This is a genomic window from Spirochaetota bacterium (assembly GCA_038043445.1).
Taxonomy (GTDB): Bacteria; Spirochaetota; Brachyspiria; order Brachyspirales; family JACRPF01; genus JBBTBY01.
The window spans coordinates 1-14,687 of the sequence record JBBTBY010000092.1; the positions used below are offsets into that span (position 1 = coordinate 1).

General features: G+C 55.6%; 9 protein-coding genes. 4 read left to right on the forward strand and 5 right to left on the reverse strand.

Annotated features, from left to right (window positions below; genetic code table 11):
* The coding region (locus AABZ39_13450; GenBank protein ID MEK6795781.1) for an ABC-F family ATP-binding cassette domain-containing protein at positions 1 to 1,229 on the forward strand (1,229 nt) is incomplete at its 5' end.
* Positions 1,230 to 1,253: 24 nt separating this feature from the next.
* On the opposite strand, the gene AABZ39_13455 is transcribed toward AABZ39_13450, so the two are convergent.
* Positions 1,254 to 2,048 carry an HlyD family efflux transporter periplasmic adaptor subunit gene (locus tag AABZ39_13455; GenBank protein ID MEK6795782.1) on the reverse strand — a complete coding sequence of 265 codons (795 nt, stop codon included), beginning with the start codon at positions 2,046 to 2,048 and terminating at the stop codon, positions 1,254 to 1,256.
* Complete coding sequence (locus AABZ39_13460) at positions 2,048 to 4,054, reverse strand: ABC transporter ATP-binding protein (protein MEK6795783.1); 2,007 nt, start codon at positions 4,052 to 4,054, stop codon at positions 2,048 to 2,050. The genes AABZ39_13455 and AABZ39_13460 overlap by 1 nt, the downstream gene beginning before the upstream one ends.
* A gap of 123 nt (positions 4,055 to 4,177) precedes the next feature.
* Here AABZ39_13460 and AABZ39_13465 point away from each other — a divergent pair, with 123 nt between their 5' ends.
* The 3 genes from AABZ39_13465 to AABZ39_13475 are packed head-to-tail and all read left to right on the forward strand — an operon-like array spanning position 4,178 to position 7,184.
* On the forward strand, positions 4,178 to 5,170 hold the full coding sequence (locus AABZ39_13465; GenBank protein ID MEK6795784.1) for a hypothetical protein: 993 nt from the start codon (positions 4,178 to 4,180) through the stop codon (positions 5,168 to 5,170).
* Between the two features lies 1 nt (position 5,171).
* Positions 5,172 to 6,023 (forward strand): hypothetical protein, encoded by an 852-nt coding sequence (locus AABZ39_13470; protein ID MEK6795785.1) that lies wholly within the window; start codon positions 5,172 to 5,174, stop codon positions 6,021 to 6,023.
* A gap of 24 nt (positions 6,024 to 6,047) precedes the next feature.
* Positions 6,048 to 7,184 carry an alginate lyase family protein gene (locus tag AABZ39_13475; protein ID MEK6795786.1) on the forward strand — a complete coding sequence of 379 codons (1,137 nt, stop codon included), beginning with the start codon at positions 6,048 to 6,050 and terminating at the stop codon, positions 7,182 to 7,184.
* A 35-nt stretch (positions 7,185 to 7,219) separates the two neighbouring features.
* On the opposite strand, the gene AABZ39_13480 is transcribed toward AABZ39_13475, so the two are convergent.
* The 3 genes from AABZ39_13480 to AABZ39_13490 all read right to left on the reverse strand — a co-directional run bounded on the left by AABZ39_13480 (position 7,220) and on the right by AABZ39_13490 (position 14,674).
* Positions 7,220 to 10,348 carry a sugar-binding protein gene (locus AABZ39_13480; GenBank protein ID MEK6795787.1) on the reverse strand — a complete coding sequence of 1,043 codons (3,129 nt, stop codon included), beginning with the start codon at positions 10,346 to 10,348 and terminating at the stop codon, positions 7,220 to 7,222.
* A gap of 22 nt (positions 10,349 to 10,370) precedes the next feature.
* On the reverse strand, positions 10,371 to 11,096 hold the full coding sequence (locus AABZ39_13485) for a LamG-like jellyroll fold domain-containing protein (GenBank protein ID MEK6795788.1): 726 nt from the start codon (positions 11,094 to 11,096) through the stop codon (positions 10,371 to 10,373).
* An 80-nt stretch (positions 11,097 to 11,176) separates the two neighbouring features.
* Complete coding sequence (locus AABZ39_13490) at positions 11,177 to 14,674, reverse strand: DUF6259 domain-containing protein (protein ID MEK6795789.1); 3,498 nt, start codon at positions 14,672 to 14,674, stop codon at positions 11,177 to 11,179.
* Positions 14,675 to 14,687 lie beyond the last annotated feature (13 nt).

Consider the following 14,687-nt stretch of genomic DNA (forward strand, 5'->3'; position numbering starts at 1 on the left):
CCGGGCTCGGCATCGGGGATGACCGCTCCGGAGAGCCGGTGGAATCGTTCAGCGGCGGCTGGAAAATGCGCATCGCGCTTGCCCGCATACTCCTCCTTGCGCCGGACGTGCTTCTCATGGACGAGCCGACCAATCACCTCGATATCGAATCGATACTCTGGCTCGAGGACTGGCTTCGTAATTTCAAGGGCGCGCTCTTCATGACATGCCATGACCGCGAATTCATGAATCGCCTGTGCACACGCACGATAGAGGTCGCGGCAAAAACAATAACGACATACGGCGGCGATTATGACTTCTACATGCGTGAGCGCGAAGTGCGCCGCACGCAGCTCATGTCCGCGTATAAACGTCAGCAGGACATGCTCGCCAAAGAGGAAGAGTTCATCGCGAAGTTCGCCGCGCGTGCATCGCATGCCGCGCAGGTGCAGTCGCGCGTAAAAATGATCGAAAAAATAGAGCGCATCGAAATACCCCCCGGGCAAAAGCGCATCCATTTCGAATTCGCACCCTCGCAGAGAAGCGGTGATATCGTCGTGTCGATGGATGGTCTCGCGAAATCATGGCCGCTCCCCGATGGAAAGGTACGGCCTGTGTTCAGCGGTATCACCGCGCAGGTGAAGCGTTTGAACAAGATAGCCGTAACCGGCGTGAACGGCGCGGGGAAATCGACGCTCCTTAAGGTCATCGCAGAGCAGACGGAGCCGACCGCGGGCATGTGCACGCTCGGGGCAAGCGTGAAGCTCGGGTATTTCAGCCAGTATTCGTCTGACATACTCGATCCCAACCGCACTGTCATCGAAGAGGTGTCATCGCATCTGAACACACAGACCGTGGGCTATATCAAGAATCTCCTCGGCGCCTTCCTTTTCTCGGGCGACGATGTCGAAAAGAAGATATCGGTGCTCTCCGGCGGCGAGAAGACACGCGTGATGCTTGCGCTCCTCCTTGCCGAACCGCTCAATTTCCTCATACTCGACGAACCGACGAATCATCTGGACATCGAAAGCCGCGAGATACTACTCAACGCGCTCAAGGAATTCGACGGCACAGTGATGATCGTAAGCCACGACCGATATTTTCTCAGACATATCGTCGACACGGTATTTGAGATAGACCACGGCGCGATGCGGCGCTATGACGGTGACTATACGTACTATCTTGAGAAGAAGGCGGAGATGGCCGGCAGCGCACACGAAGCGGGCGACATCACTCCCCGAAGATACTGAGTACAGAGCTCGAGCGAGGACCGATCACTTGATCGCTGAATGAAACAGGTACCCCGCGGCGGTCCCGTGATAGATGACGATGTCCGCTGTCCCGGTATATCCTTCCACGACAGGCAGCGAATTCGAGACGATCGTGAGGTTCACCGTATACGATATCTCGCCATTCGTATCGATCACCGATGAGATGTCCTCGACCAACGCCGGTATCTTTCCATGTGTCTGGTATGAGAAATTATCGAGACGAATGAACGCCCGAGAGCCGATGGCGATGTCCGGCCGCGAACTCTGGGTGATGCGCGCTCTGAAGATGTATCGTGCATTGTCGGCGAAGAGCATGACAACGCTGTTCGCCTCGACACTGTCGAAGGGCCGCACGTAGGTGCCGATCACCTTCCCGGCGAACGGCGCGGTGAACGTCTTTTGCGTTATCGTCCCTTCGAGGGCAAGGATGTCCTGCATGGTCGATTCGAAATCCCGGCGAAGCGTATACAGCCGCTGCGGCGTCCCGTACGGCGTCGCTTCCTTGCGGATCTCGGATTCGATGAGCGCTTTTGCCCGGATCGAGTGTTCGAGCCGTTTCTTCTCATGTTCCGAATCGAGGGCGATGACGGTATCCCCGGCGTTCATCACCCGGTTCGTTGCGATGAACGATACGGTGCCGGCGACGGGGAAACGTACTTTTATCATCTGCCGCTGTTCCATGCGTCCCGATGCAGCGGTGGAAAAATCGATGCGCACCGTGAGCGCGGCGATGAGGAGCACCAGCATGAGGCCCCCGAGCACGCTCAGGAACACTGTCGCTATGCGAATGAGCTTCATTACGCCTCCTTCGGTTCGGCTTTCTTGTCGGTGTCTTCCCAGCGCAGCACCGTCGGCACCGATTTTTTCATCTGTGTCATGTACAGCTTATGATAACGGCCTTTGCGCTTAAGCAGTCCGCGATGCGTCCCCTCCTCGACCTTTTTCCCTTTTTCAAGCACCACGATATTGTCGGCGTCCATGATCGTTGACAGGCGATGGGCGATGACGATGATCGTACGCCCGGCGAATATCTTCTTCATCGCGTCCTGGATAAGCTCCTCGCTTTCCGAGTCCAGATTGCTCGTCGCCTCATCGAGGATGAGAAGCTCAGGGTCGGTGAGTATCGCGCGCGCGAGCGCAAGCCGCTGACGCTGCCCGCCGGAAAGCTTCACGCCGCGTTCGCCGATGACAGTCTCGTATTTCTTCTCGAGCGTATCGACGAACTCGTGGCAATGCGCCGTCTTCGCCGCGGCGATGACCTCTGCGAGCGTCGCATCGGGTTTTCCATATGCGATATTGTCGATCACCGTGCCGTCGAACAGGAAGGTGTCCTGCAGCACAAGGCTTGAAAGCCCGCGGTAGGCACCGAGCGTGCAGTTGCGAATATCCTCACCGTCGATGAGTATCCGTCCGCCGGTGACGTCGTAGAAGCGCATCACAAGATTGGTGATCGTGCTTTTTCCCGCGCCGCTCGGACCCACGAGCGCGGTGATGCGCCCGCGGGGGATGGTGAGATCGAGATCGGTTATCGCCTTCGTCCCGTTGGGGTAGGCGAACTCGACCTTCTCGAACACGATGGCCTTCGCTATCGTGCGGACGCTCTTCGCATTCGCCGCATCGGTTATGGTGAGCGGTTCATCAAGGAGCTCGAACACATGCTCGACACAGGCGAGCGAGACCTGCATCTCGGCGAACGATGACATGATCATGAAAATAGGCTGGAACAGCCAGTCGATGAACGATATGAACACGACGAGCCCGCCTATCGACATGCGGTTGGTGATGACATGGTAGCCGCCGTAGAGATAGACCGCCACGAGCATGCACCAGTATATGACCCAGATAACGCGGTGAACGACCATGCTGATGCTGTTGCCGTGCAGATATTTCCGGTAGATGAACTGATTATCGACGACAAAATTGAACGACTCCGACCGCTCGCGGCGGAACGCGCGCACCACCTGTATCCCGGAGAATGTCTCCGAGAGGCGCGCAGTGAGCGCGGACACCTCCTCGCGAAGCTTCTTATGGAAGCGGCGCATGGTATTGAAGATGAAATAGGCGGCGACGACGACGACAGCGGCGAAGACGAGGCAGACGAGGGTAAGCCGCCAGTTGAGGAAGAAGAGCGATCCTAATCCGACCGTGAGCATGAGAATCGCGCGAAAGGGGCTGAAGAGGCCCATCTGCAGGAGCGCCGACATGCGCTCCGCATCGTTCTGCAGACGCGAGATGATGCCGCCGACCTTAAGCTCCTGCACCTTTTCCAGCGGCATGACCTGCAGGTGCTGCATCATTTTTCTTTTTATATTCGTCACGATAGTGCCGAGAAAGGTATTGATGATGTAGTCCTGCATGAAGTTGAGCGCTACGTTGGAAACGCCGATGCACAGGAGCACGGCGCAGAACGCCACGAGCACGCTGAGATCGCGCAGCGAGAGTATATTGTCGATGATGAATTTGCCCGACCACGGCATGACCGCCTGCAGGAGCGTATTCACGAGTATCATCACGAGTATGAACACGATACGCGAACGGCGCATTTTCAGTTCCGCGAAGTATCGCAGAAGCGTTGTCTTTATCGGCTTTTTCGGCTTATCCTGGGGTTTATCGTCCGACGCCGCGGCATCCGGTTTTCCCTTGTCCGCAGGAGGGGCGTCTTTTTTCTCGTCTTCGGGACCGTCCTTGTCCCCGAACAGACCCTTCTCCTTGATGAACGCGCGGTAGCGTTTACGGCTGGCCTCTTTCTCTTTCGGCATTCGATTTCCTGTACTTGCCGCCGTAAGCGGCGGCTCGGTACGCATACTATACTGCTCAACGCGCCAATAATCCAGTACTTATTTGACAACGATACTATTTTGACCGCAGTGTATTTCACTATTACACTGAGCGATGGTTACATATGCCACAAATAAAAGGATGCTGTCATGTTCTATCGACTCGTACTCGCACTATCAGTACTGATAGCTGCCGTTTCGTGCAGCGTGTTTCAGCCGCCGACCGTGCCCTTCAGTTCCTCTGCGGTGCCGATGTTCTTTTTCACCCCGACGAATTCTATTTTCTGGTATCAGCCGATCCCTGCAGTAACGAACATCGATGCCAATTCCGCTGTCATGATCGCGGATATGGTGAGGAACCGACCGCAGGGAACGCCGACCGCCAATCCGCATACCGCCGTATGCTATGCCGATGCATCGACAGCGCGATATAATGTGCCGGTCAATGCCGTCTATCCGCCGAACACCGGCATACGCAATGTCCCGATACCGGCATACATGCTCCCGCACAATGAATCCGACAGTCATGTTGCCATTATCGATGCCGCGGGAGGGTATTCGTATGAGTTCTGGCAGATGCGAATTCTCAACGGACGCTGGGTGGCAGGGAATGCTGCGATATTCAGTCTTGCCGGGAACGGGGTCAATCCGTTCATAAGTGCACGAGCCTCAGGGTTTTCGCTCCTCGCAGGGCTCATCTGGCCGCAGGAACTGTTCGCAACGAACATTCGGCATGCGCTCGTCATATCCTGGGCGAACACAAAAAAGGGAGGCCCCGTCGCGCCTGCCACATATTCGGATGGGCGAAGCGATGAAACCGGCGCAATACCGATGGGTGCGCTCATACGCCTCAAACCGGCATTTGTCATTACGTCCCTCTCCAATACGGATATGTATCAGCGCGCGATAATGGCAGCATTGCAGACCTACGGCGGTTATGTCTGCGATTCCGGCGGATTCAGCATTTACTGCGTAAGCCCGCAAAGTTATTCTTCCAATCCATATGTGGACGTGCCAAGCTACAATAAAGAGTTCAATACCATAGACCTGTCAATGCTTCCGATCGACCAGTTGGAAGTGATACACATGGGGCCGGTACTGGCGACATCGAACGGGTACACATACCCGGGGATGTACTACTAGCATGAGAGCGCTCATCGCAGCACTGTTCGCTTTTACTGCAGTCGCCATGTACGGCTCGGCAGGAACGAATGCTTCCGCAACGGACACGTGCGTCGAATGGCTGTACACCGAGGCGGCTGTTGCGGTCGAGGCCCGGCATATGTGGCGCGGCATCGAGATGTACGGGAACGGTGAGCCGGCGCTTATCGCCTATCTCGCAGCCGGGTTTTTGCCGCTGAACATCTATGCATCGGCGACCGGATCCTGGGCGCTCTGGGACCGCGGCGACCCGTATTACACATCGCTCTACGATCAGATCGCCTGGCGGCTTCACACCGACTGGACATTCTTCGATCGCTATCTCAATGTCGTCCTCGGAGCAACGCTCTATCAGAACACCGCATGGGAAGTCTCGCGCTACGGCGCAATGACATTCGAGATATTCTGGCGCATCGGCTGTCCTGCGATCTTCACGCACCCATCGCTTGAAGTGTATCACGATCTTACGCCGAATCAGACCGGCGCATACTGGGTCATCGATCTCAGGGAGACGTTCATCATATTTGCCCAGCCGGTAGAGGTGATTTTTGATTATGGGCATGCGGTCGGTTTCCAAAAGCAGATGTCATATAACTTTTTCAGCACCATTTTCGTGAACCCGCTGTACGCATTGCAGGATATCATCCCCACTGATCTTTCGCTCAGCGTGCGTGTCCCGTTCGCGCCGCATCCATTGGTGCGAATCACGCCGCAGGTAAAGCTTACGGTTACCGTCGATAAATTCCTCACGCGCGATCAGCTGTCATTCACCGGCGGCTGTTCAGCGCATTTCCTTCTGGGAATGTCGAATACAACGATGCAGCGCATGCATTGACGGCGGCAGGGAGAATGCATCAGTATGCGTAATGTCGCGATCATTGTTGTCATTGCATGCGGCATTGTGCCGGCATTGTCGGCGCCGCCGGACCTCGCCGCGGGATATATGTTCTTCTCGCCGGGTATTATCTCAAATCTTCAGTGCCGCAGGATGAAGGATACGGCAGCAGGCGATTTTTTTACTGCGGTGTTCCGGCTTGCGAACGATTCGAAAAACAAAAAACCGGCGGCTCAAACGATGCTCAGGATAGAAGGGCATCTGGGGTCAGAGGACGCCCGCATAGTCAACGACGACATGCTCGCCATCAATGCGTTCGGGCTGGATCATCAATTGAACCGCGACAACTCTTCGCGGGAACACGCGGAGCGATACCTGCTTGCCTGGGCGCGGACGTATCTGCCCACCGGCAATCCGATCGATGAGGAATATTTTCTCAAATACGCCGGCGGGTATGATCTGGTCCGGCACAGCATCGATACGGAGAACAAAGCTGTCATTGAGGAATTCCTGCGTCTCTTGTTCGAAACGGGTAAAGCATTCATTGCTGCGAAAAAAGGTTTTATCCCGAACGGGAATTTCGACAGCCGGCATCTGGCCCTATCCGCCGCGATCGCGTTCTGTCTTGATGATGCGGTGATGAAGCGCTATTGCGAGAACACATATAGAAGGCTCATCGATCACAACATCCTGCCCGGCGGCACCGTCCGGGAATTGTTCCCGGAGGCACTGTCCGATCTGCATGTGCGGAGGCGGGCGGATGAAGTGGTACCGAGGGGTGCGACCATCGACTTCGTTCAGCGGGATGCGATGGAGTATCATTGCGCAAGTGCAGCGGGATTGCTCACCGCGGTGCTGATCGCCCGCCGTCATCGTCTCGATTGGGGGGACATGAAAGCGGCGAACGGGCAGACTATCTTTGACGCGCTCGATTTCACCATTCCCTACGCCGCCGGCAGAAAAACGCATGCGGAATTCGCACGATCGCTTGCGGCCTTCGACGCAGAACATCATCGCGGGGGCATGTTCGATGCAGCGCGGGCCAGACAGCTGTTAGCCATGGCTGCCGTGCTGTCTGCCAGATACCGGGATTTTGCCGATCCGTCCGTTCTCCCGCCATTCGAACGCCTGCTATACTATGGGTTCTCCGACGCACCGTAGATTGCGTATGACGATCCATGATTGAGCGGACGCCGTCAGGGAAGGAAGATCAAAAGTCCGAACCGCGATGTGTCTTTATAATTATTATCATTCCCGCTCCAGAACGCCCGGCCCCGTTCTTGAAAATTCTTATCCATATCCCGTATCGCCGCCGAAAACCCGATGCTGCTTTTCCGCTCGACACCCATCGCGGCGAACGCATCCCACGGAATACCTATCTCCATGATATAGCCGTCAGCTGAACGCGTTGTTTTCATGGCAACGTGTTCAGCGGGAAATGCTTTATTCCCGGCGAATGACAGCGGTCCTTTGAGGACCTCGCCTTTTGACGAGGTCCCTTTCACGGTACAGACAAGCTGCAGATCATCGCGGTCAAAAATCGGTTTTGTAATATCCCCTTCGCGGTCAAGATCGAAAAAAAGCTCGACCGCATCCGTCTGCCAGCTTTCAAGCGGTTTTGTGCCGGTGAACTCGCGGAAATTCACGATCTCATTGTCTTTTACGGTAAAGAGGAAATAGACGGCCTTGTCATCATAGGCAGCGCTCATTGCCGCCAATGTTCCGACAGTATACCGCCGCTGCCACACGGGTTCATTCGCCTGTCCGTCGACCGTGATCGGTTCCGCCGTTCGATCCGCACCGATCATCGCAAGGGGGACAGTGACGAACAGCGTGTCTTTCAGCGTTTCAACGGATAGTATCATTCCGTTATCATCGTCGGGAATGCTGACGGGAAACGTGAACGCAATATCCTTGCTGCCGAATGACGGTATCGTGAATTCTTCTTCCGCTGGCCAGGATGGTATCCACGAAGGCTTGCGCTGTACGGATGCAACGCATAGCTGATGCTGCTGCCCGGCGTTTTTTACCGAAGCGAGGAGCACCGGTGTCGGCCCTGACAACGACAGTATCGTCCGCTCAATTTTGATCGGGCTGAGGCCTTTCACGGTCATTTTTGAAACGGCGAGCGCACATGCCTCTGCACTGACGCCTTTTGCAAAGATGTATCGCGGTCTCCTGTCGATCTTTATGGTCGTCCCTCCCGCGGCCGTCTGCACATCAATTTCACCGCCCATCATGTCGGCAACGCGTATTCCCGTGAGTGGAAGCGTACCCTCGGTATCCAATGCATCGTTCCAGTATACGGCGAACGGTCCCTTCGGCCGATCGAACACATAGGCGACGGTATTCCCTTCCACCGGTACTTCACGGAATATTTTTGCGGTATCGTAGATCTCTATCATGAAATTCTGGCCCATCATAGCGGCGTTCGGCGAGCCGTCGAAATTGATGAGCCCGAATTGCGGCGAACCCAGCCAGATACCGTAGGCGTCCAGATTGAACCAGCTCTGCCGTTCTATGCCGTTGGCCAGTTCATTCGCAAAATGCTTTGACATGAATATGATGCTGTGGTCGAACGGATGATCACTGCGGGACCCGGATTCCGGTCTGAAATAGTTCGGATAGCCGTAATCATCGAACATGGTCTTGCCGGATTCCGAATCCCATATCCGGAAGTCCTTGCCGGATATTTTTTTCGCCATCGCCTGCACCTGTCCGACATAGTCGCGGTCTTTCGTGTGATAGCCGTGCACTGCGATCGCGTCCATGAAATCGCCCGCGCCGATCTTCAGGCAGTTCTTAACCCAGCCGTACAGATCCCCGCCGATATCCCACGTGCCGGTCAGTCCCAGCACGGTCGCGGAGGGGTTCGCTTTTTTAATGTTTGTGTAGCACGCTTTCAGAAGCGTCAGATATTCGGCTTCGCGCATCTTCACACCGGGCTCATTCCAGCATTCCCAGTGATCTATCTTCCCTTTGTACCGCAGTGCGGCATCGTAGCAGAATTTCCCGAATGCATCGGGGTCCATGCGCGGCTTGTCTTTACCCCCGCTCGTGCCGCCGAGACTTTTCGGTCCGGTAAGCGTCCATTGCGGTCCAAAATACCACTGGTGATAATCGCCCTGCCCCGTGGGGAGGGCCATGAGTTCGAAGCCGTACCTGCGGTAGAGGTCGACGCAAAAGTCCGCATCATCCCACTGATATACGCCCTTGACATCATTGATCATTTTCATTTCCACCTGACCGTAGAAATGTATCCATTGCCAGCCGATGCTTTTCGCGAGTTTGGCATACACGTCCGGATGCACCCGCCATGCCGCCATCCGATAGCTGGGATCGGCCGGTGCCATGTACCATGACCGTGCAACTTCCATTGTTTCAATGCTTCCGCCGAAACGCTTCGATGTGAGACCGGTACTCAGGTCCTTTATACCGCCGTACATACGCTGCGCTTTTGCTTTTTCCGTCCCCGCGGTAACGACAGCTTCAATACGGTATTGTCTTCGTTCAACGGCAGGAAGGTCTATGCGCGCGCTGCCGAGTCCCTTCGCATCGAGCTGCATTGCCGCACGCATGCGCGACACGACAGTGCCGTTCAGCATATCGGTCACGGTTATCACGGCATCGGCCGTACTGCCGCCCCCGTACACCGCAGCGGAAATATCCGCCTGCGGTATTTCACCGACGGTATAGATGAGTGTCTGCCGGCTGGCGAAGTCGGACATATCTATGGAGGCATCGATCCGTACTGCCGGTGCATATTCGGCGAGCACGTTCTTTTCGATCTGGATGCCGTCGAGCCACACCGTCTCGAACACCGGTTTGGACGAGGAAAACAGGTCGAATCCGAGTGCATACATGCCATGCGTGCCGCCCTGCGTTTCCTTCACAACATCAGCGGCGACATCGAATTCAGCGACCATCCTTGTCCATTGCGTGGGAACCAACATCGTTTTTTGAAAAACATTCTTCCACCCGGACTTCAACGCCACAAGTACCGGAGTGTTCGCGACACTTGCTTTCGCGTAGAATGAAATGACTATGTGCGTTTTTTCCTTGAACGAGAGCGCCGGAAAGAACACCTGTACTGCATCCATGCCGGACGGATTCATGATCTTAAGCGACTTTGCGCCGTGCGCCGCCGTTTCTCCGGTCACCGCCGGCATGACAAAACGGTCCCAGTTACGGATAAATACGCCGGGGTTCGCGTCGTATCCCGCACGCCCGACCTCGAACGATGAATTCTCAATGATGAGATTTTCGGCACCGAGCGAAAGCACGCCGGCGATGACGATGAACGCTGCCCGGATAATGTTCCTCATGGTCATTCCGCCTTTCGCTGATCTATTTCTGCTGCGCATAGGAACGGGGGAAATCGTATATCTTGACATCATCGATGCATCCGGCATGTTTTTTTGTGTACACGCTTCCGACGCGGACACTGTACCTGTCATGCGCTTGTATATCCGTCGGCTCGACCGCCATGACCGCTTTCCATGCATCATCATCCTGCTCAATGGCAACGTCCTTTACGATGCCCGCAGGCGAGCCATCCACATAGAACGCGATGGACGATCTTCCCGGATTATCTATCTTCCACGTGAACGCGATATGATGCCACTCATTCGTCTGCCATGCTGTTATTTTTGTGTACTTTATCATCTGTCGAACGCCCGCTTTATCGCTCACAAGCAGAAAAAGACCCGCGCCCCACCCGTTGATGACACTGAACGAATGCGCGAACGAATCTTTTTCGCTTATCCCGGCGATCGGGGCAGTTGCGCGGAACATCGCCCAATTGTCTACGGCGGGATCGGTTGACGGGGCAAGCAGCTTTATCCTGAACTCGACGGTGCCCTGTTTCGGGTTCCAGTATTTCGACATCGGAAAATAGGCGAGCATGCCGCCGCTCATGCATTTCCCGCCGCGGTCGTCGTCCGCGAGCCCTTCGCCGCGAAGGAGCGCCCCGGCCGTCTCGATCTTTCCGCCGTTGAAATTCTCTTTTACCAGGCGCGACTCCGCTGCCAGCGGGAGACACATCAGAATAAGCATCATTATCCGTTGTAGCATACGAATTCCTTTGCCGGATTTTATTGTTGATGCAATGTACATCGCATTGTCCTTGAAGTAAATACGGCACATCATTGGGCTCATCGTACGGACGCCGTGAACGGAGAGCGCGCATCGATCCTGCAGGTAACGACGATGCCGTCCTTCGATGATGTTGCGCCCGCAGAACCGTATTTCATGCATCCGCCGGAAAGCGAATAATTCTTTCCTTTTACAATGCCGTGATCACTTTCACTGAGCGTGAATGAGACGTTCTGCGCCGCGGGGCTTATGTTGTACAATGCGATGCCGAGCTCGCCCTCGGGCGAACGCCATGCCGAAGCAAGCACGGCGGGCATTTCGATATCATAGCACTGATCGCTCCACCCGCGATACCATTTCACATCGACGGCGGGAGTTCCCCCCAGCGCCGGTTCACGAAGCATATCGCCGTAGAGAAGGAATTGCTTCGATGCTGCGTATGCCTCATATCTGCGCCGTGAGGATTCATACGCGATATCGCTGTTTTTATAGGTGAGGAACAGGTTTGGGATGTTCCAGCCGGCCTTTACGCCCCAGACGAATATCTGACCGAACTTTGCGACATAGCCCATCGCGTCCTTTTGCTCAACGTCCTGCCTGTTCACCCACGCGGAATACAATATTGTGCGGTCATGATACACGGCATGCGCGAGCGGAATGGGGAACGCATGGTCCTTGTGAAGATACTGGAACGTCGTATTGCATGACATGTAGGCATCAAGCTCCGCCATATTCCCTTCCCAAAAACTTTCCGCGGTAAAGCATACATCCGGATCTATACTCCGCGCCGCGTTCTTGAGCTCGCGTATGAGCTTTCGCTGTCCGTGAATGTAGCCGGTACCGCCGCCGCTGTCGGTGCTCTCAAGCGGATTGAAGTTAAGATACGTGCCGCCGTGATTCCCGGAATCAAGATATATCGACTTGAAACCGGCCGCCGCCATTTTTTCCACCGCAGCCTTGAGGCGTTTTGTCCACGTCTCTCCCGGATATGCTATCGCTGGCGTCAATTTCCCGAGTGGCCAGACAACACGCTGATCGTACAGATTACGCACGGTATGGTCCATGCCGTTGTCTTCCTGAAAGCTCGCTGCATTCGTGTCCCAGCAAATGCCCTGCAGATATCCCATGAGCGGATAGTGCGCTGCTTTCGCTTTCGCCATGTACGTTTCGGTCGCCGCATCGATGGGGAAAACATCCGGCGTCTCTTTTTCAAGCTCATGCGTCCTCGACCAATTGTAGGTGATAAGCCCCGTGTTCATGCCGCTGACGAGCGCTTTCATTTTATCGCCGTATATCTGCGATTGATCCTTGTTCACGCCCCAGAGCAGCCATTCGTCGATATCCTTGAACCACTTCGGTATCGTCCGTGTTGCGAGCGGTCCTTCGGCAGTCCATGTCTGCGTAAGCGCCCATGTACGATAGATGCGCGCCGCATCGTACCAATCCCCTGAAAAACATCGGATAACGGTTTCGTATGGAGTCGACCACTCCTGGGGGACCTTCTTCATGTTATTCGGCACATGAACGACGGCCCATGAGATCCCGCCCTCGTCCGCGGCGAGCACATAGCGTTTCGCGTTCTCCGCTCCGTCGAAGCAGCCGAGATACAGCCCCTCGCCGTTGTGATAGTACGCATCGAACTGCATGCTGTGGCCGGAGCGGTTGGGCTGAAATCGCCGCTTCTGACCGAGCACGCCGTTGTGTATCGGATCATGGATGAGACGCCCGTCGGAAGCCGGTGTTGCAAGTCTGTCGCGCGAGGTATCCTTATCGGATGGATATACCCCCCCGACGATGGGCGCTGTCAGATAGAACACGGTATAGTTCTTGCTGCGATTGATGATGCCCGCTGTGCTCCTGAGGAATGCATCGCCCGGAGCGAGCGATATCGATACCCACACATCGAGAACGCCGCTTTCAGCGCCGACAGCCATATTATTCCAATGATACGTTATCGAACCTTTCGATGTCTCGCTTGAACAGTCCGCCTTGAGCGCGCCAGCCCGCATGGTGAGGGTATCGCCGCCCGCATCATCCTTTGATGCCACGCGGTCATCCTGCTCGGGGTCGAGCGAGAGGGCCACCGTCGATGCGGCAGGGCGTGAATGTATGCTGCGGAGTTCGATCTCCCAGAGCGGCGGCACCTTCGCATTGATGAATTCGACGCCGTTCGCGCTGCGAATGCTCGCAATGCTGCCCCCCTCGGCTGGCGGCAGGAGCGCGATGCGGATATGCTCGTTCGCAAGTTCGGCACGCGATGTGCTTACCTCAGCGTTCACCAGGCGCGATAGATACGCCGGATACGCATCACCGGTTATCGTGCCTTCGCCTTTCATGCCGGCGCCGAAGGTGAGACTGTCGCCGAAGCAGACGATGATATCGCCTTTTTTTATTGTACCGATCGCCCTAGCGACTTCCGCCGCAAAGAGCGCATACCCCTCCGGCATATAGTGCACACCGTCGGCCGCCGAGTTCGCCTTGTTGCGGAGAAGCGATGTTTTGTCCTCTTTCGGTTCGCCGCGCGAACGAAAGACCGCGTTCAGATCGACAAGCGCCGCTTTTTGTTCAGCCGCCACTTCGCGCACGATGTTGTTGTATGCGTCTATCTTCGCGTTCGGCGACCCATCGGCAAAGAATTCTTTCTTATGACGGGAGAGCAGATATGCCTCGATGACCGGCGTGATGGTGACGAGCACGGGAAGCGCGCCTTTCTCCCGCACACGAGCGATCATCGTCGTCAGATTTTCACGATACGTTTGCGGCGCTACTGCATTGCCCGAGTTCACGCTGTCATTCATGCCGAAATACAGAACGACATGGGTCGGATCGAGCGCAAGCACATCGCTCTCCATGCGGGATAGCCCCTGCTTTGTATTGTTCCCGCCGATGCCTTTGTTGTGAACGGTTATACCTGCACTTTTCTGTACACTGTCCATGGTCCTATCTCCAGCAGAAACATTTATCGCCGAAATATCGCTGAAACGAACGCCCGGTTCATATGACCAGACGCCTGCTCCGCGCCCGGTGAACGAGGCGTCCTTCACCTCGAATTTTTTAACACCGTCGACGAATGCGGATGCAATGCCGCTCCTGATCGTTATCGTAAGTTCATATGAAGTATCCATTGCATGCGTTTCGCTCAAGCGCGCAACGATATCCGAGCGCACGCCGTTCTCCATTTTCTGCAGCGCCGTCTGCTTTGCGCTGATGAAAAACACGTAGCCGTTCCTCCCGTCGAGCATGCCGGCGGCCACACCGCTTCCGGACATTTTTCCTTCGACCGCTTTTACCTTTGCCGAGAATGAATATCCGCCGGAACCGGGAAGTTCGCGCCAGAGAAGGGCATCGAGTCCCTTGACTGACGTACATGCTCCGCTCCCGACGCTCCATGTTCCTTTCGCCGTCCGCCATTCCGGAGCACCATCGCTATCGTCCGCGTACTTTTGCAGGTCGTCCTTAAGAAGGACCGGATCATTTCCGGCAATGAGAAACATCGACATGACGGCCAGTGACAATGCAGCGCCAATGCGGTGCATCGGTCTCGATAGGTATGTCATTGCACTGCTCCTT